16 protein-coding genes, 1 pseudogene and 2 riboswitches are annotated in these 17,102 nt (G+C 69.4%); of the genes and pseudogenes, 9 read left to right on the plus strand and 8 right to left on the minus strand.

What is annotated here, in order from left to right; all coding sequences use genetic code 11:
* The first annotated feature begins 25 nt into the window (after nt 1-25).
* The 5 genes from E1181_RS21040 (at nt 26) to E1181_RS21060 (ending at nt 5,005) form a co-directional block, all read left to right on the plus strand.
* Nucleotides 26-259: a hypothetical protein gene (locus E1181_RS21040; RefSeq protein ID WP_132677364.1), complete on the plus strand. Its 234-nt coding sequence runs from the start codon at nt 26-28 to the stop codon at nt 257-259.
* Nucleotides 260-269: 10 nt separating this feature from the next.
* Complete coding sequence (locus E1181_RS21045; RefSeq protein WP_235876924.1) at nt 270-575, plus strand: type II toxin-antitoxin system PemK/MazF family toxin; 306 nt, start codon at nt 270-272, stop codon at nt 573-575.
* A gap of 118 nt (nt 576-693) precedes the next feature.
* Nucleotides 694-790, plus strand: a riboswitch (glycine riboswitch).
* 1 nt (nt 791) lies between these two features.
* Nucleotides 792-891: riboswitch (glycine riboswitch) on the plus strand.
* Between the two features lie 119 nt (nt 892-1,010).
* Nucleotides 1,011-2,114: a glycine cleavage system aminomethyltransferase GcvT gene (gene gcvT / locus E1181_RS21050; protein WP_132677366.1), complete on the plus strand. Its 1,104-nt coding sequence runs from the start codon at nt 1,011-1,013 to the stop codon at nt 2,112-2,114.
* A gap of 30 nt (nt 2,115-2,144) precedes the next feature.
* Nucleotides 2,145-3,425 carry a serine hydroxymethyltransferase gene (gene glyA / locus E1181_RS21055; protein WP_132677367.1) on the plus strand — a complete coding sequence of 427 codons (1,281 nt, stop codon included), beginning with the start codon at nt 2,145-2,147 and terminating at the stop codon, nt 3,423-3,425.
* A gap of 212 nt (nt 3,426-3,637) precedes the next feature.
* Nucleotides 3,638-5,005, plus strand: coding sequence for an amino acid permease (locus tag E1181_RS21060; RefSeq protein WP_132677368.1), 1,368 nt, complete (start codon nt 3,638-3,640; stop codon nt 5,003-5,005).
* Between the two features lie 50 nt (nt 5,006-5,055).
* On the opposite strand, the gene E1181_RS21065 is transcribed toward E1181_RS21060, so the two are convergent.
* The 5 genes from E1181_RS21065 to E1181_RS21085 form a co-directional block, all read right to left on the minus strand.
* Nucleotides 5,056-5,484 carry a hypothetical protein gene (locus E1181_RS21065; protein ID WP_132677369.1) on the minus strand — a complete coding sequence of 143 codons (429 nt, stop codon included), beginning with the start codon at nt 5,482-5,484 and terminating at the stop codon, nt 5,056-5,058.
* 114 nt (nt 5,485-5,598) lie between these two features.
* Nucleotides 5,599-5,985, minus strand: a complete 387-nt coding sequence (locus E1181_RS21070) for a helix-turn-helix domain-containing protein (RefSeq protein ID WP_165944702.1) — start codon at nt 5,983-5,985, stop codon at nt 5,599-5,601.
* A 275-nt stretch (nt 5,986-6,260) separates the two neighbouring features.
* Nucleotides 6,261-6,920, minus strand: coding sequence for a DedA family protein (locus E1181_RS21075; RefSeq protein WP_132677371.1), 660 nt, complete (start codon nt 6,918-6,920; stop codon nt 6,261-6,263).
* A gap of 129 nt (nt 6,921-7,049) precedes the next feature.
* The gene (gene dacB, locus E1181_RS21080) at nt 7,050-8,621 is read right to left on the minus strand and encodes a D-alanyl-D-alanine carboxypeptidase/D-alanyl-D-alanine endopeptidase (RefSeq protein ID WP_132677372.1); all 1,572 of its coding nucleotides are present in this window, start codon (nt 8,619-8,621) and stop codon (nt 7,050-7,052) included.
* 323 nt (nt 8,622-8,944) lie between these two features.
* Nucleotides 8,945-9,553 (minus strand): LysE family translocator, encoded by a 609-nt coding sequence (locus E1181_RS21085; protein ID WP_132677373.1) that lies wholly within the window; start codon nt 9,551-9,553, stop codon nt 8,945-8,947.
* Between the two features lie 94 nt (nt 9,554-9,647).
* Here E1181_RS21085 and E1181_RS21090 point away from each other — a divergent pair, with 94 nt between their 5' ends.
* Nucleotides 9,648-10,151 carry an Lrp/AsnC family transcriptional regulator gene (locus tag E1181_RS21090; protein ID WP_132677374.1) on the plus strand — a complete coding sequence of 168 codons (504 nt, stop codon included), beginning with the start codon at nt 9,648-9,650 and terminating at the stop codon, nt 10,149-10,151.
* 243 nt (nt 10,152-10,394) lie between these two features.
* Here the strand turns inward: E1181_RS21090 and E1181_RS21095 are convergent, their stop codons facing one another.
* The gene (locus E1181_RS21095) at nt 10,395-11,339 is read right to left on the minus strand and encodes an acyl-CoA thioesterase (protein WP_132677375.1); all 945 of its coding nucleotides are present in this window, start codon (nt 11,337-11,339) and stop codon (nt 10,395-10,397) included.
* Between the two features lie 66 nt (nt 11,340-11,405).
* Nucleotides 11,406-12,827: a pyruvate kinase gene (gene pyk / locus E1181_RS21100; RefSeq protein WP_132677376.1), complete on the minus strand. Its 1,422-nt coding sequence runs from the start codon at nt 12,825-12,827 to the stop codon at nt 11,406-11,408.
* Nucleotides 12,828-12,892: 65 nt separating this feature from the next.
* On the opposite strand from pyk, the gene E1181_RS21105 reads away from it, so the two are divergent.
* The gene (locus tag E1181_RS21105) at nt 12,893-13,249 is read left to right on the plus strand and encodes a VanZ family protein (protein WP_235876925.1); all 357 of its coding nucleotides are present in this window, start codon (nt 12,893-12,895) and stop codon (nt 13,247-13,249) included.
* Nucleotides 13,250-13,454: 205 nt separating this feature from the next.
* Here the strand turns inward: E1181_RS21105 and E1181_RS21110 are convergent, their stop codons facing one another.
* Nucleotides 13,455-14,120: a DUF2461 domain-containing protein gene (locus tag E1181_RS21110; protein WP_132677377.1), complete on the minus strand. Its 666-nt coding sequence runs from the start codon at nt 14,118-14,120 to the stop codon at nt 13,455-13,457.
* A gap of 202 nt (nt 14,121-14,322) precedes the next feature.
* Between E1181_RS21110 and E1181_RS21115 the strand changes: the two genes are divergently transcribed.
* Both E1181_RS21115 and E1181_RS21120 read left to right on the plus strand, forming a co-directional pair.
* A complete protein-coding gene (locus E1181_RS21115) occupies nt 14,323-16,689 on the plus strand; it encodes an ATP-binding protein (RefSeq protein ID WP_132677378.1) in 2,367 nt (788 codons plus the stop codon).
* Nucleotides 16,690-16,818: 129 nt separating this feature from the next.
* Nucleotides 16,819-17,102: pseudogene (locus E1181_RS21120) on the plus strand (hypothetical protein); the annotation flags it as partial.

Raw genomic sequence — 17,102 nt, forward strand, 5'->3', positions numbered from 1 at the left:
GGTTCGCGCCACGTACCATGGAGGCATGTCCACCAGCTTCACCGTCCGCCTCGACGACGACGCAGAACGGAAACTGGCTGCCCTCATGAGCGATGGCAGCTCACGCAACAGCGCCATCCGCTACGCGCTGGACGTGTCGTACCGACACCTCGTCAACGAACAGATGCGAGAGGAATCTGGCAGACTGCTTCAAGATCCAGAAGACCTCGCCGAGGTCAACGCAGCCCGCGAAGCGATGGGCGCGGGCGATGCGTGGTGACGTTTACCGATTGAAGGACACCCCGAACGCACGAGGTCACGAGCAGCACGGTCCGCGCTTCGCCGTGATCTTGCAGTCGGACGCGCTCCTGACCTCGACGGTGATCGCCGCGCCGACGTCAACCAGCGCACGTCCTGCCGCACACCGCCCCGAGATTCGCATCGGAGATCAACGAACACGCGTCCTGGTGGAACAGGTCCAGGCCGTCGACCCCCTGCAGCGGTTCGGGCAACAAGCAGGCACTTTGACGAGAGACGAGGTCGAAGAGGTCGACGAGGCCTTGCGGCGCGTACTGGGGCTTTTCGCTCCTTGGTGAGAACGCGCCGCTCAGCGGGAGTCCTGCGCGCAAGGGTTGAGATCACTCGGTCTTCCTGTTGACTGGGGGTGGGGCGGTTCGTAGCGTCTGTGAGCGGTACAACCGAATACCGCGCCGATGACGTCTCGCGGGAGAGACCTCGTCCTCGCCGGACGAGGCGCCGAAGGAGCAATACTCCCCAGTAAACTCTCAGGCACCGTTACCGCAGGACACCAGGCGAATCACGGAGAAAAGCAGGAGCATCGCGCTTCTCGCCCACGGTGCAAACCACCCTGCCGGGTGGTGAAACTCTCAGGCCAATGACTCCGGGGAGACCCCGCCCGACCAGCGCAGACCGCGCCGGTCGGGGGTCGAGGCGCCCCGGATAAGGTTGGGCGCGTGAGCTGACCGGCCCTCGACTGCCGACCGGCACGCCCACCCAGGAGGAGTTTCACCATGTCGTCGCCCCGACAGACACCGCTGCACGCGGTGCACGAATCCCTCGGCGCCACCTTCACGGAGTTCGCCGGCTGGCAGATGCCGGTTCGCTACAGCAGCGACACCGCCGAGCACAACGCGGTCCGCACGGGCGCCGGTCTGTTCGACCTCACGCACATGGGCGAAATCCTGATCAGCGGCCCGCAGGCCGCCGAGGCGCTGGACTACGCGCTGGTCGCCAACGCCTCCGCCATCACTCCCGGTCGCGCCCGCTACACCATGATCTGCAACGAAGCCGGTGGCGTGCTCGACGACCTGATCGTCTACCGGCTCGCCGACCAGGAGTTCCTGGTCGTGGCCAACGCCGCGAACGCCGCCGTGGTCTCCGCCGAGCTGGCCGAGCGGGTCTCCGGTTTCGACGCCGCGCACTCCGACGTCTCCGACGACTACGCGCTGATCGCGGTTCAGGGCCCGAACGCGGTGGCGATCCTGGCGCCGCTGACCGACACCGACCTGAGCAGCGTCAAGTACTACGCGGGCTACCCCTCCACGGTCGCGGGCAAAGACGTGCTGCTGGCGCGCACCGGCTACACCGGCGAGGACGGCTTCGAGCTGTTCACCTCCCCCGGCGACGCCGAGGCCGTGTGGCAGGCGCTGACCACCGCCGGTGCCGAGCACGGCCTGCAGCCGGCCGGGCTGTCCTGCCGCGACACGCTGCGCCTGGAAGCGGGCATGCCGCTGTACGGCAACGAGCTGTCCGCGGAGCTGACGCCCTTCCACGCGAACCTCGGCCGAGTGGTCAAGCTGGACAAGGACGCCGACTTCGTCGGCAAGTCCGCGCTGGCCGCGGTTGCCGAGAAGCCCACCGAGCGCACCCTGGTGGGACTGACCACCGACCAGCGGCGGGCGCCGCGCCACGGTTACCGCGTCCTCGACGCCGACGGCGCCGAGATCGGCGAGGTCACCAGCGGCGCACCGTCCCCGACCCTCGGGCATCCGATCGGGATGGCCTACGTCGACCGGGAGCACAGCAAGCCCGGCACGGCCCTGCAGGTCGACATCCGAGGCCGCAACGTCGCGGTGCAGGTCGTCGAGCTGCCGTTCTACCGCCGCAACGCCTGACTGAAAGAAAGAAACAGGAGGCACACACTGATGTCGAACCCGGATCTGTTCAACGATGCCCTGGCAGCGGTTGACCCGGAGGTGGCAGCGGCGGTCGGCGCCGAGCTGGGTCGCCAGCAGAACACCCTCGAGATGATCGCCTCGGAGAACTTCGCGCCGCAGGCCGTGCTGCAGGCGCAGGGCTCGGTGCTGACCAACAAGTACGCCGAGGGCTACCCGGGCAAGCGCTACTACGGCGGCTGCGAGCACGTCGACGTCGTCGAGCAGCTGGCCATCGACCGCATCAAGGACCTCTTCGGCGCCAGCTACGCCAACGTGCAGCCGCACTCGGGCGCGCAGGCCAACGCGGCGGCGATGTTCGCGCTGCTCAAGCCGGGCGACACCATCATGGGCCTGGACCTGGCCCACGGTGGTCACCTCACCCACGGCATGCGGATCAACTTCTCCGGCAAGCTCTACAACGTCGTGCCGTACCACGTCTCCGAGTCCGACCACCGGGTCGACATGGACGAGGTCGCGCGCCTGGCGCGGGAGAACAAGCCGCAGCTGATCGTCGCGGGCTGGTCGGCCTACCCGCGTCAGCTGGACTTCAAGCGGTTCCGGGAGATCGCCGACGAGGTCGGTGCCTACCTGATGGTCGACATGGCCCACTTCGCCGGCCTGGTGGCCGCGGGCCTGCACCCGTCGCCGGTGCCGCACGCGCACGTGGTCACCACGACCACGCACAAGACGCTGGGCGGCCCGCGCGGTGGTGTGATCCTGTCCAACGACGAGGAGTTCACCAAGAAGTTCAACTCCGCGGTCTTCCCCGGTCAGCAGGGCGGCCCGCTGGAGCACGTGATCGCGGGCAAGGCGGTGGCCTTCAAGATCGCCGCCGGCGAGGAGTTCAAGGACCGCCAGCGCCGCACGGTCGAGGGCGCCCGGATCCTGGCCGAGCGCCTGCTGGCCTCCGACACCACCGAGGCCGGTGTCTCGCTGGTCTCCGGCGGCACCGACGTGCACCTGGTGCTGGTGGACCTGCGCAACTCCGAGCTGGACGGCAAGCAGGCCGAGGACCGGCTCCACGAGATCGGCATCACGGTCAACCGCAACGCCGTCCCGAACGACCCCCGCCCGCCGATGGTCACCTCGGGTCTGCGGATCGGCACCCCGGCGCTGGCCACCCGCGGCTTCGGCAAGGAGGAGTTCACCGAGGTCGCCGAGGTGATCGCGCAGGCCCTCAAGCCGAACTTCGACGAGTCGATCAGCGCCGAGCTGCGCGCCCGCGTGGAGGCCCTGGCCGCCAAGCACCCGCTCTACCCGAACCTCTGATCGCCTGAAAGAACGCCGCGTTCCAGGACTTCCGTCCGGAATGCGGCGTTTTTTCGTCGCGCTCCGAAGTGCACCGAACGCGAGTGGTGAAGCGGTTCTTCCGGAATCATGCGCCCTCTTGCCGCAGCTCGGTCCCGGGTGGATCATCTTCGCGAAACCACCGCCGAAATCGCCGAGAAAGCGGCCTTCGTCCACAGAGGAGCACAACGTCCATGAGCCAGCCAGTGGCCGAGTACAAGAGAGATCTCAGCACCCGGCACATCAACATGATCGCCATCGGTGGCGCGATCGGTGTCGGGTTGTTCCTCGGCTCCGGCAAAGCGCTCCACCAGGTGGGCCCCGGCCTGATCCTGATCTACGCGATCGCCGGTGTGATGATCTTCTTCGTGATGCGGGCGCTCGGCGAACTGCTGATGTACCGCCCGGTCAGCGGTTCGTTCGCGGAGTACGCGGGCGAGTTCGTGGGCCCGTGGGCGCGGTTCGCGACCGGCTGGGGCTACTGGCTGGTGTGGATCGTGACCGGCATGGCCGAGATCACCGCGGTCGGCGAGTACTTCCAGTTCTGGTTCCCCGAAGTGCCGCAGTGGATCCCCGCGCTCGGCGCGCTGATCGTGCTCAGCGGGGTCAACCTGATCGCGGTGAAGCTCTTCGGCGAGTTCGAGTTCTGGTTCGCGCTGATCAAGGTGCTGGCGATCGTCGGCCTGATCGTGCTGGCCGCGCTGATCCTGGTGTTCGGCTTCTCCAACGTCGGTGACACCGCCTCGCTGAGCAACATCTGGGCGCAGGGCGGGTGGTTCCCCCACGGCACCGCGTCCTCGCTGCTGGCCTTCCAGATCGTCATGTTCGCCTTCGTGGGCGTGGAGATGGTCGGCCAGACCGCCAGCGAGAGCGCCGACCCGCAGAAGGTGCTGCCGCGCGCGATCAACTCGGTGATGCTGCGGATCCTGATCTTCTACGTGGGCGCCCTGGTGGCGCTGACCGCGCTGGTGCCGTGGCACCAGTTCCCGGCCAGCGGCAGCCCGTTCGTGCACGCGTTCACGCTGATCGGCATCCCCGCCGCTGCCGGGGTCATCAACTTCGTGGTCACCACGGCCGCGCTGTCGTCGTGCAACAGCGGCATCTACTCCACCGGCCGCATGCTGCGCACGCTGTCCGAGGACGGGCAGGCGCCGCGCAGGCTCGGACAGCTGTCCGGCCGGGCCGTTCCGGCGCGGGCGATCGGCGTGACGTTCTGCGCGATGCTGATCGGCGTGGCGCTGAACTACCTGGCGCCGGAGGAGGCGTTCACCTACATCACCAGCGCGAGCACGGCCGGGGCCATCTTCACCTGGGGGATGATCCTCGTCGCGCACCTGGGCTACCGCCGCAAGGTCTCGCGGGGTGAGCTGCCCGAGGGCCGGTTCCGGATGCCGCTGGCGCCGTACTCGAACTACGTGGTGCTGGCGTTCCTGGCGTTCGTCGTGGTGCTGCTGGCCTTCGACGCCGAGACCCGCATCGCCCTCTACATCACGCCGGTGCTGGCGATCGCGATCGTCGTCGGCTACCTGGTGAGCCGCGAGAAGCAACCCGCCCGAGTCTGAGCGTCGAGGCGGTGAACGGGCCCCCGGTCCTCATCGGCCGGGGCCCGTTCTCATGCGCCTTCGGCGGTGTCGGCGAGGCCCTGGAGGGCCCGGGCCAGCTGGCGGGCTTCGGAGCGGCTGAGCTCGCTGGGCTCGTAGCCGGCTTCGCAGGCGGTGCGGCCGAGCCAGGTGACCAGGTAGGTCTCCGCCCCCTCGGCCTCGATCGCGAGGTTGAGCTGCTGACCGGTGCGCGACATGTCGAAGGCGACCTGCCCGGCCTCGGCGTCGAGCAGGCCGAGCACCGCTCTGGCCAGCTCGCGGGCCTCGTCCGGGGACAGCTCGCAGGGCTCGCAGCCGCCGTCGCGGGCGCTGTCGACGAACGCGATCAGGTAGGTCTCCCCGACCGAGGTCTCGACGGCCACGTGCAGCCGCTCGCCCGTGCGAGGAGCCGGGATGGCGGCCGCTGTGGCCGGAGCGCTCACGGTGCCGGTGTGGCTCATGCTGTCACCCCTCATCCGTTCTCAGGCAGCAGTCCACTCCGCTTCCGGCCGGATGTCACGCCGTGAACGTTCGCGGAGGGCCAACCGTTTCCGAATTTCAACAAGGCCCGGCACCTACACGCCGACTTCCGCGTGGTCGGCGGTGGAGCGCTCCAGCTTCTCCACGCGCGCGCTGACCTCGCGCAGCAGGACCTGGGTGGGCACCGAGTCGAGTTCGGGAACGATGCGGACCTCGGCTCCGGCCTCGTCCGCGCTCAGCCGACCGGCCTTGACCAGCACTTCCAGCAGCGGGACGCCGAGGGCGCGGGCCATGATCCGCGCGTTGCCGATGTCCGGCCGGTAACCCTTGCGCCAGCGGAAGACCACGCTCGGTCTCAATCCGCTGTGCTCGCAGAAGTCGTGAACGGTCCATCCGCGTTCGGCCAGGTGCCGTTCGAGGTATTCGACGAAGTCGCTGTCCCCCGCAGTCGCGGTCACGTCGCTCGCGCCAGCGTGTGCCATGCGTTCGAGTCTAGTCCCACCCGTGCGACTCACCGCACTCCGCTCAACGGTGGATGCGCACGCCTGCCATCGGCCGCCAACGCGTTCACCACTGGTTTCGCGCTGATGCATCCATTAGAGTCCAGACACATGAATGAGACTCACGTGTGCGTCACGCCGCCGACCCCAGGCCGCGGAGTCCGCATCTCGTTGCTCCACCCGGCTCACTAGGGGCGGCTGGTGTTCCAGGTGTGGGACTCGGCCCGCACCGCCCCGCGAAGTGGTCCCGACAGTTCTCAGGCCGCGGTCTCGACGTCCTCGACCTGTGTCTCGGTCACGACCTGGCTGCGCGGGCGACGGCGCTTCCACGCCCAGACACCGACCCCGACCAGCACGACCGCGATCGCCAGCACCCAGCTCGCCCGGCCGAGCATCGACTCGACGTACTTCGCCGACGCTCCCGCCGCCCAGCCGATGCCGACGTGGGTGGCCGACCAGGCCACGGCGCCGATCACCGACGAGACGAAGAACCGCGGGTAGGACATGCCGCTGGTGCCCGCAGCGGCGGGCAGCAGCGTCCGCACCACCGGCAGGAACCTGCCCACCAGCACCGCGCCGATCCCCCAGCGCCGCAGCAGCGTGCCCGCGCGATCCCAGTGGTGCTGGCCGAGCTTGCGCACCACCTTCGTCTCGCGCATCTTCAGCCGGTACCGGCGGCCGAGCCAGAACCCGATGTTGTCGCCGATCGCCGCGCACACCGCCACGGTTCCGGCCAGCGTCAGGAAGAACCCGAGGTCGTTCACCGCGGCCGAGGCCACCAGCAGACCTGCCTCGCCGGGGACCAGGAACCCCAGGCCGATGGTGCACTCACCGAGCACCAGGGCTCCGGTGGCCAGCACGAGCAGCGGCCGGGGCAGACCGGCGATCATGGCCAGGGCGTCGCTGATGAACGTCACGGGATCGGGCTCCTCGGCTGCGGTAGCTCGGACGGCGGTCACGCTACCGGGGAGCAGATGAGGTGTTCTCAGGTATGGCACCGATACGCCAACCCGAACCCGAAACCGTTGCCCCTAGGGGGAACCGGATCAGCAGGACTTGGTCCAAGCGCACTCCAGGGCACTTTCGTCGCGCGGGGTGCTCGGGTCGTCGGGCGCCGTGCGCGGCTGCGGCACCCGCGGGAGCCCGCGCGGCTGGTCGGCGGCGCCGTTGTGCTCGGCGAGCCGGATCGCGATCGCGTCCTCCAAGTCCTGCGGGGTGTCGGAGAGGAAGTCGTTGAACACCACCGAGAACACCAGCCTGCGGCCGTCAGCAGCGGTGACGTAGCCCGACAGCGAGGTGACACCGGTCAGCGAACCGGTTTTGGCGTGGACGTTGTCGGCCGCGGCGGTGTCGGCCATCCGGTTGCGCAAGGTGCCGCCGACCATCCTGTCCGGTGCTCCGGCGACGGGCAGGGCGTCGTAGAAGGTCTGGGCCCACGGGCGCTGCGAGGCGTTGTCCAGCAGCACGGCGAGCTGATCCGGGGTGACGCCGTCCATCCGGGACAGCCCGGAGCCGTCCACCAGGCGCAGCGCGTCGGCGTCCACGCCGAGCCCGCGCAGCTTCTCGGCGAGCACGCCCGTCCCGGCCGCCCAGCTCCCCTCCCCGGCCTGCTCGCGGCCCATGGCCTTGACCAGGACCTCGGCGTGGCCGTTGTTGCTGAGCTTGAGGAACGGCACCAGCAGCTCGCGCAGCGGCATCGACTCGCGCGCGGCCAGCTCGCGGGCGCCCGGTGGCGCGGCGGCCTTCCCGGTCCCGGTGACGGTGATGCCGTGCGCGGCCAGGGCGCGGGCGAAGACGTCGGTGGCGTAGGCGGTCGCGTCGGGCACGGCCACCCACTCCTCGACCGGCGCGGCACCGGCCGGGACGGTCCCGGTCACCACGACCCGGCCGCTGTGGTGGTCGCGGGTGATGGCGAGGTCAGGTTCTCCCTCGGCCGCGGTGGTGGCGCGGTTGTCGACGCTCAGCGCATCGGTTCCCGGGTCGAGCGCGACCTCCGGCGCCTGGCCCGGCGCGGTCGGCGTGACCCGCACGATCGCGCTGCCGGCGTCGTAGTCGGTGTCCGGCGCCGCGCTCAGCGCCGAGACCGGCGCCGAGTAGTAGTAGGGCTCGTCGTCCCAGGCCCAGCCGGTGCCCAGCGGAACGTCGTCGAACCAGGTGTCGTCGGCCAGCAGGCGACCGCGCACCTCGCGAACGCCCTGCTCGGCGATCTGGGCGGCGAGCCGGTCGTAGTCGGCGGCCAGCATCGTCGGATCGCCCGTTCCGCGCAGGTGGAGATCACCCAGCAACGTCGGGCCCTGCTGCGCGGCGTCGCTGAGCACCTGCGTGCGGAACCGGTAGTCGGGCCCGAGGGATTCCAGCGCCGCCGCCGCGGTGAACAGCTTCGCGTTGGAGGCCGGCGTAGCGCGGTCGGTGGCCTGCCTGCTGTAGAGGATCTCGTCGGTGGCCGGATCGCGGACCACGACCCCGGCCTGCGCTCCGCCGAGCCTGGGGTCGGCCAGGATGTCGTCGAGGTCGACCTTCAGCGCGTCCACACCGGTCGGCGCCGCACCCGTGGAGGGCACCGCCACCAGCGGGAACGCCACTGCCAACCCGACCACGAACGCCCACCGTCTGCGCATGCCCGCTCCTCTCCGAGATCACGGAGACTAGGCACCCCAGCTGTGAACGGTCAACAAACCCAACCCAAAAGCCGCAAACAAGAAACCACCCGCCACACCCCCCGCCCCCGCACCCGGAACACCGCAGTATTCAGAACCCGGAATACCGCCGTAATCCGGGAACCGAATACGGCCGTAATCCGGCACGGACCCGGAACCGAAGTCAGACGACTGCGAGCGAAGTGACCGCGGCCAGGGGCACGGCTGCCGCAGGGACGGAATACCGCCGTAGTCCGGGATCTGAATACTGCGGTATTCCGGGTGGAGCGGGTGGGGGTCGGGGGTCAGCCGACTGCGATCGAGGTGGCCATGGCCAGGAGGGCGCCGCCGCAGCAGCGCTCGAAGACCGCGCGGCGCTTGGGGCTCGCCAGGAACGCGGCCAGCCGACCCACGGACGGGACCACGACCAGCCACCACGCGGCGAAGGCCATCACCGCGACGCCGCTGAGCAGCGCGGCCTGCGGCATCGGTGCCGCGCTCGGGTCCATCGCCTGCGGCAGCAGCGTCAGGAACGTCAGCATCACCTTCGGGTTGAGCACGTCGGTGAGCAGCCCGCGCAGGAACACCGAGCGGCCGGAAGGCGGCTGCTCGACGACGGTCTCGGCCGGGTGGGAACCGGCGTGGCGCAGCATCTGCAACGCCATCCACGCCAGGTAGGCCACGCCCAACCCCTTGACCACGAACAGCGCCGCCGGCACGGCCGCCACCAGCGCCGACAGGCCGAGGGTGGCGGCGGTGGCGTGCAGCAGCAGCCCGCAGTTCACGCCCGCCGCGGCCAGCCATCCGTACCTGCGACCGCTGGCCGCGTTGCGGGTCACCAGGACGAAGTCGGGACCGGGGACCAGCACGATGACCAGCAGCGCCAGCAGGAACGACCCCCAGGCGATGTGCACGACGAACTCCTTCGAAGAATTTCGGGGAAGCAGATGCGAAGATTCTCCGACGATGGTTCGCCTGCTATCGAGCTCCTGCGTAGGATGTTCGGTTATGAGCGAATCCGTAGAACTGGATTCGGTTGACTGGTGGATTCTGGAGGAGTTGCAGAACGACGCGACCCTGCCGAACCGCACCCTCGCCGAACGGATCGGGCTGGCACCGTCCAGCTGCCTGCAACGCGTCCGCAGGCTGCGAGAACAGGGAGTGATCACCGGGTCGCACATCGACGTCGACCCGGCCGCGACGGGCCTGGCGCTGGAGGCGGTGGTGGCGGTCAACGTCCGCCCGCACACCCGCCAGATCGTGGATCAGTTCCGCGAGTTCGTCATGGCCCAGCCGGAGACCCGCTCACTGCTGCACGTGAGCGGCCAAGCCGACTTCCTGCTGCACGTCGCGGTGGCCGGCACCAAGCACCTGCAGGAGTTCCTCGTCGACAAGCTCGCGTCCCGAACAGAGGTCCGCAACTTCACCAGCTCGATCGTCCTCGAACAACTCCGCACCAGAGCCCTCACCGCCCCCAAGCACCTACGTCCCAAACGCCGCAGACGAACCTGAACCCCGCTCCCGGCAACCGCCACCCTTAGCCGTCGGACTCACCCGACACGACCACGACCCGGTCCCCGCAGGTGATCAACCGGATTTCAGTGGAACTCCGTAACCCGATTTCAGTGGAACTCCGGGACCAGACTTCAGTGGAACTTTGGAACCGGACTTCAGTGGAAGTCGGAGGCCCGATTTCCACTGAAATCGGGGGTCTGGACAGGAGTGGGCACGCGGCGGAGCCGGAGAACAGAGGTGTCAGTCGTTGACGCGGAGGAGACCCTCTTGGACGACCGTGGCGACGAGTTGGCCGTCCTGGGAGAAGAAGCGGCCGGTGGCCAGGCCGCGGCCGCCGGAGGCGCTCGGCGAGGCGCAGTCGTAGAGGAACCACTCATCAGCGCGGAAGCGGCGGTGGAACCACATCGCGTGGTCCAGGCTCGCGCCGACCACGTTGTCCAGGCCCCAGTAGACGCCGTGCCGCGCCAGCGGCGCGTCCAGCAGCGTCATGTCGGAGGCGAAGGCGGCGATGCAGACGTGCAGCAGGTGGTCGTCCGGCACGGCCAGGGCGCCGTCGGCGCGCATCCACACCTGGTTGCGGGCCTCGCGCGGGCCGTTCTCGCGGCTCACCCACGGCGGCTCGGTGACGTAGCGGACGTCGATCGGGCGGGGCTGCGGCGGGCCGAGCTTCGACAGCGACTCGCCGAGCCGCTCGCCGAACGTCGGCAGCGATTCGGGGTCGGGGACCTCGGGCATCGGCTCGGCGTGGTCGATGCCGTCCTCGTCGAGCTGAAACGACGCCGACAGCGAGAAGATCGTCTTGCCGCGCTGCAGCGCGACCACGCGGCGCGTGGTGAACGAACGACCGTCACGGGTGCGGTCGACCTCGTAGACGATCGGGATGCTCGGGTCGCCGGGCCGGATGAAGTACGCGTGCAACGAGTGCACCCGTCGCTCCTCCGGCACCGTGCGACCGGCGGCGACCAGCGCCTGTCCGGCGACCTGGCCGCCGAAGACGCGAATGGTCGAGGAAGCGGGGCTGACACCGCGGAAGATGTTCTCCTCGATGCGCTCCAGGTCCAGCAGCGCCACCAGGCTGTCCAGCACGGGTTGGCCGTGCGGCACGCCGTTGACGTCCACCGGAACCTCGCCCTGCAGGTGGGTCCCGGTCGGGTCGGCTGCTGCGGCCCTGGCCGCTTCGGTCACTGCGTGCTCCTCGGGTAGTGCGCCCGACCGGCCGGACGGGAGCTGGTGCTCCCGTCCGAAGGCCGATCAGACGTGGTCTTCTTCGCCCAGCCGGTGCACGCGGATGAGGTTGGTCGAACCGACCGTGCCCGGCGGCGAACCGGCGACGACCACGACCATGTCGCCGCGCTGCGACCGGCCCAGGGACAACATCGCCTGGTCCACCTGCCGCACCATCTGGTCCGTTGTGTCCACCTTAGGCACCAAGAACGTTTCCGTCCCCCAAGTGAGAGCGAGCTGACTCCGCACGGACTCCTCGGGGGTGAACGCCAGCAGCGGCAGGCGGGTGTGCAGTCGCGCGAGGCGGCGCACGGTGTCGCCGGACTGCGTGAAGGCCACCAGAGCCTTGGCGTTGAGGCGCTCGCCGATGTCGCGCGCCGCGTAGGAGATCACGCCGCGCTTGGTGCGCGGGACGTGGCTCAGCGGCGGCGGCGTGGGCGAACCGGATTCCACGGCCTCGACGATGCGGGCCATGGTCTGCACGGTCTCGATCGGGTAGCGGCCGACGCTGGTCTCACCGGACAGCATCACCGCGTCGGCGCCGTCGAGGACCGCGTTGGCGACGTCGGAGGTCTCGGCCCGGGTCGGGCGCGAGTTCTGGATCATCGAGTCCAGCATCTGGGTGGCCACGATGACCGGCTTGGCGTTCTCCCGCGCGATGCGGATCGCCTTCTTCTGGACCAGCGGGACGTGTTCGAGCGGGAGCTCCACGCCGAGGTCACCGCGGGCGACCATGACACCGTCGAAGGCCAGCACGATGGCTTCGAGGTTGTCCACCGCCTCCGGCTTCTCCAGCTTCGCGATGACCGGTGCGCGGCGGCCGACGCGATCCATGACCTGGTGGACCAGGTCGATGTCGGCGGGGCTGCGCACGAACGACAGCGCGATGAAGTCCACGCCCAGCTCGAGCGCGAACTCCAGGTCCTCGATGTCCTTCTCGGACAGGGCCGGCACGGAGACGTCCATGCCCGGCAGGGAGATTCCCTTGTTGTCGGAGACGGGACCGCCCTCGGTCACCTCGCACACGACATCGTTGTCCTCGACGGAGGTCACGACCATCGCGACCTTGCCGTCGTCGACCAGGAGCCGGTCGCCCTTCTTGGCGTCCTCGGCCAGGCCCTTGTAGGTGGTGGACACCCGGTCGTGCGTGCCCTGCACGTCATCGACCGTGATGCGCACGACGTCGCCGGTTCGCCACTCGACCGGTCCGGCTGCGAACTTCCCGAGCCGGATCTTCGGTCCCTGCAGGTCTCCTAGGATGCCCACGGCGCGGCCGGATTCCTTCGCCGCGGCCCGGACCATGTCGTAGACCTGCTGGTGGTCGGCGTGGCTGCCGTGGCTGAAATTCAGCCGGGCGACGTCCATTCCGCTGCTGACGAGCTCGGCCACCTTCTCCGGATTGGCGGTGGCGGGGCCCATGGTACAAACGATCTTGGCTCGTCGACTCACATCACGTCAGCGTAGTCTCTCGCCGCCCGGGTGCAGTACTCAGCCACGCCCCAAGAAGCTGATCGGTGATTTCGTTGCTGGATCATTACAGAAACCAGCTCAAGCGGCTTCCGCTCCTGATCGCGCTCCTGGTCAGCCTGATCGTGCTGTTCACCCCGGAATCGGGCGTGCCCACGGCCCCGCCCGGGACCGACAAGGTGGTGCATTTCACCCTTTTCGCCGCGCTGGCGATCACCGGTCGCATCGCCGGGTGGCGCACCTCGTCGCTGCTGCCCGCGCTCGTCGCCTACGCAGCCCTCTCGGAGGTGCTGCAGGGCGTGCTGCCCCTGGGGCGCAGCTGCGAACTCCTCGACGGCCTCGTGGACATCGCGGGCGCACTGCTCGGCTGGGCGGCGTTCGCCCTGCGGTCCAAGGCCCGTTGAAGCATGCGGCGGAGCCGCATCCTCTTCCACCACCCAAGAAACCCGCACCGCCGCGGGTTCTTCAGCGCCTTCGTGGCGAGTACGCCGGGACGCCGCGTATCGGCGTACTCGAGGAGCGGCGCACGGAGTCCACGGAGGCGCTGCGCTTTCCCCTTCGGGGGTTTCCGCTCCCGCACCGCCACGCAAAGCAATTCCTCAACAGCGCCTAGCGCCGCTTCTTCTCGGTGGTGCCGATGTGGTCGGCGCACCACTGGTTCAGCTCTCGCACTGCCTCCCACGACTCGCGCACGCGCTGCAAGCAGTCGCGCTCGTGCAGCACGTCGTCGGGTTCCCAGGTGCGGGCCGCGTAGAGCGTCTTGTGCCGCAGCAGGTCCAGCTTCGGGTGATCGGGGGCGAACCCGCGCGGGCGCGTCTGCAGCGTGGTCCCGGCGATCTCCCAGCCCTGCTCGGCGAGCGCGTCGAGCAGCCTTCGCAGCTCCTCGCCGTGGATCTCGGTGTCCACGGCCGCCCGGAACCGGGCCAGCTGGTCGGACTCGGTGTGGTAGCAGCCGCCCGCCACCATCATCCCCTCCGGGCCGACCTCGACGTAGTAAGCGCCGCCGCCGCGCCCCTGCTCGATGACGGCTCCGCAGTGGGTCTTGTACGGCGACTTGTCGCGGCTGAACCGCACGTCGCGGAAGGGCCGGAACACCTTGCCCTTGCCGAACCCGGGCGCGAACTCGGGTTCCAGCTCGGCCAGCAGCGCCTCCATCGGCGCCCGCACGTGCTCGGAGTAGAGCCGCTGGTTGTCCGCCCAGTAGGCCTTCGAGTTGTCCGCCAGGAGCCCTTCGTAGAACTCCACAACCCCGTCGCCGAAACCCTCGAACCTCACACCTCGACCTTAGAAGGGGCGATCAGGTGACGCGGATCCGGTGGCCGACCTCCTCGAGGAAGAGGGCCGCGAAACCCCCGGCAGGGTGGATTCCACGACTACTGCGGGTCGGCTGATCTCCGAAGTCCCCTCGAAGGGATTACAGCGGCCGGGCGGATCAAGATCCCAGGTCAGCGGCCGATTCGCGAGCTAAGCTCGAATCGTGGTCTCCACTGCCAACGCCCGCATGAGCGAATCAGCGGGCAACCTCCCGGCCGACGTGACGAGCTTCGTCGGCCGTCGTCGTGAGATCACCCTGACCAAGCGCCTCTTCTCCGAGGCCCGCGTGGTCACCCTCACCGGCCCGGGCGGCGTCGGCAAGACGCGGCTGGCCGTGCGCGTGGCCTCCAACATGCGCCGCTCCTTCCGCGACAAGGCGTGGTTCGTCGAGCTGGAGAACCTCGACGACGGTGCGCTGGTGCTTGACGCCGTGATCGAGCAGCTGGGTCTCGGCGGGCCGTCGTCGGCCGCGGGCCTGGAGACCATCGTCGACCAGCTCAAGAACCGCGAGATGCTGCTGGTCCTGGACAACTGCGAGCACCTGATCGAGGACGTCGCGATGCTCGTCGACGCGATCATGCGCTGGTGCCCGGGCGTGCGCGTGCTGGCCACCAGCAGGCAGTCGCTCGGCGTGGCCGGCGAGTCCACCGTCGTCGTGCCGCCGATGCAGGTGCCCGATCCCGGACACCTGCCGCCCGCCGAGGCCTACGAGCAGTTCGCCTCGGTCCGGCTGTTCGTCGACCGGGCCAAGGCCGCGGTCCCGGAGTTCGAGGTCACCGCCGACAACGCCGACGCGCTGATGCGGCTGTGCCACCACCTCGACGGGAACCCGCTGGCCATAGAGCTGGCGGCGGTCCGGCTCCGGTCGCTGTCGCTGCAACAGCTCGAGGAGCGCCTCGCCGATCGCTACGACCTGCTCACCGAGGGCCGCCGCGGCGCTCCTCCCCGCCAGCAGACGCTGCGCGCGCTGATCGACTGGAGCTACGAGCTCCTCGACGAGCGCGACCGGCGGGCGTGGGCGCGGATGTCGGCCTTCTCCGGCAGCTTCGACCTCTCCGCAGCCGAGCGCGTGGCCGGCGACGGCAAGGGAGTCGACATCCTCACCGCGGTGCACTCGCTGGTCGACAAGTCCGTGCTGATGCGCGAGGAGGACGGCGGCGAGGTCCGCTACCGGCTGCCGCACACGCTGCGCGAGTACGGCCTGGACAAGCTGGGCGAGTACGGCGAGACGAACCTCGTGCGCGACCGGCACTGCACCTTCTACGCCGAGCTCAGCGCGCGGTTCACCGCCGAGTGGATCGGTCCCGACCAGGCCGCGTGGGTGCAGCGGCTGCGCAACGAGCAGGACAACCTGCGCATGGCGCTGCGGCACGCCGCCGAGGGCTCCGAGACGGGCGGGACCGCCCTGCGGCTGGTCACCGACCTGTGGCCGTACTGGGGAATCCGCGGTCTGAACGCCGAAGCGCGCCACTGGCTGGACGAGGTCCTCGACAACACCCCGCGCGACCTGCCCGAACGCGCCAAGGCGCTGCGGGTCAGCGCCTGGTTCGCGCTGCTGCAGGGCGATCTCGACCGCGTGCAGCCGACCCTCGAACGCGCCACCGTGCTGGCCACCCAGCGGGGTGACGAGATCGAGCGCGCCTACCTGGCGCTGCTGCACGGGCTGATCGCGTTCTTCTCCAACGACCAGCAGCGCGGCACCGAACTGGCCGACGGAGCGCTGGAGCAGTTCCGCAAGCACCGGGAGCTGGCCGGTGAGCTGTGGTCGCTGCACGCGCTGGGCCTGATCAAGGGCATGGGCGACGACCCCGACTCCGGGCTTCGGATGCTCGCCGAGTGCATCCAGCTGTCGACCGAGCACAGCGAGCTGTACTGGCGCTCCTACGCGCAGTGGGCGACCGCGCAGGTGCAGATGCGCCGGGACCGCGCCGACCGGGCGGAGAACTCGGTGAAGGAGGCGCTGCGGTTGCAGCGCAAGCTCGACAACCGGCTGGGCATCGCCTTCAGCATGGACACGCTCGCCTGGATCGCGCACCGCCAGCAGCGCTTCGAACGCGCGGCCCGGCTGCTGGGCGCTTCTTCGGCGCTGTGGGACGCGGTGCGCTCGGCACCGGGGTTCTGGGCGCGGTTCGCCGGTGACCACGATCAGCACCTGATGCAGATCCGGACGGCGCTGGGCCCGGAGGCGTTCGACGAGCAGTACGAGCGCGGGCGGGAGATGTCGCTGACGCACTCAGTGGACTACGCGCTGGAGCTCAAGCGCACCACCAGGCGGTCGTCGTCGGGTTCGGAGTCCGAGGACAACGTGCACCCGATGCCGCTGACCCGCCGCGAGCGGCAGATCGCCGATCTGGTCGCGCAGGGGCGCACCAACAAGGACATCGCGGAGAACCTGGTGATCGCCCAGCGCACGGTCGAGGGGCACGTGCAGAACATCCTGACCAAGCTCGACTTCACCTCCCGCGCGCAGATCGCGGGATGGGTCGCGGGGCAGCGAACGGGTGACGCAGCCGACACCGAAGCCCGGTAACGTTCTTGCCCACTATCACAACGGGTAGCCAAAAACGTTCATTGATTGCCCCGAATGACGCAATATAGGTAGTCGACCCCGTAGAAACCACCATGCAGGGTGACTCTCCGTTCCGGAGTCTGGTTCCTCGTGACCCCCGACGAGACGAAGACCCCCGACCAGATCACCCCCGACACCCCGCAGGATCGCACGACCGGCCGGCACCGTTGGGAGAGGACGGCGCCCTTCGGCAGCCGACTGCGCGCGACCTTCCTCGGCGAACCCGCCGACCGCGCTCACCGCGTCGCCCCCAAGATGCGGTCGCTGCAGGTCGGTGCCGCAGTCGCGGCGTTCGGCGTGCTCGGTGTCTTCACCGCCGCCGCGGGCGGCGACAACGCCGAGACCCGCACCGAGTCCGCTCCGGTGCACCAGGC

The organism is Saccharopolyspora terrae (genome assembly GCF_004348435.1).
GTDB lineage: Bacteria > Actinomycetota > Actinomycetes > Mycobacteriales > Pseudonocardiaceae > Saccharopolyspora > Saccharopolyspora endophytica.

Bases quoted from the DNA above. Each gene is read 5' to 3' on its own strand.
- glyA (WP_132677367.1), top strand. From the start codon at position 2,145: ATGTCGAACCCGGATCTGTTCAACGATGCCCTGGCAGCGGTTGACCCG.
- gcvT (WP_132677366.1), top strand. From the start codon at position 1,011: ATGTCGTCGCCCCGACAGACACCGCTGCACGCGGTGCACGAATCCCTC.
- dacB (WP_132677372.1), bottom strand. From the start codon at position 8,621: ATGCGCAGACGGTGGGCGTTCGTGGTCGGGTTGGCAGTGGCGTTCCCG.
- E1181_RS21040 (WP_132677364.1), top strand. From the start codon at position 26: ATGTCCACCAGCTTCACCGTCCGCCTCGACGACGACGCAGAACGGAAA.
- E1181_RS21070 (WP_165944702.1), bottom strand. From the start codon at position 5,985: ATGGCACACGCTGGCGCGAGCGACGTGACCGCGACTGCGGGGGACAGC.
- E1181_RS21060 (WP_132677368.1), top strand. From the start codon at position 3,638: ATGAGCCAGCCAGTGGCCGAGTACAAGAGAGATCTCAGCACCCGGCAC.
- E1181_RS21090 (WP_132677374.1), top strand. From the start codon at position 9,648: ATGAGCGAATCCGTAGAACTGGATTCGGTTGACTGGTGGATTCTGGAG.
- E1181_RS21065 (WP_132677369.1), bottom strand. From the start codon at position 5,484: ATGAGCCACACCGGCACCGTGAGCGCTCCGGCCACAGCGGCCGCCATC.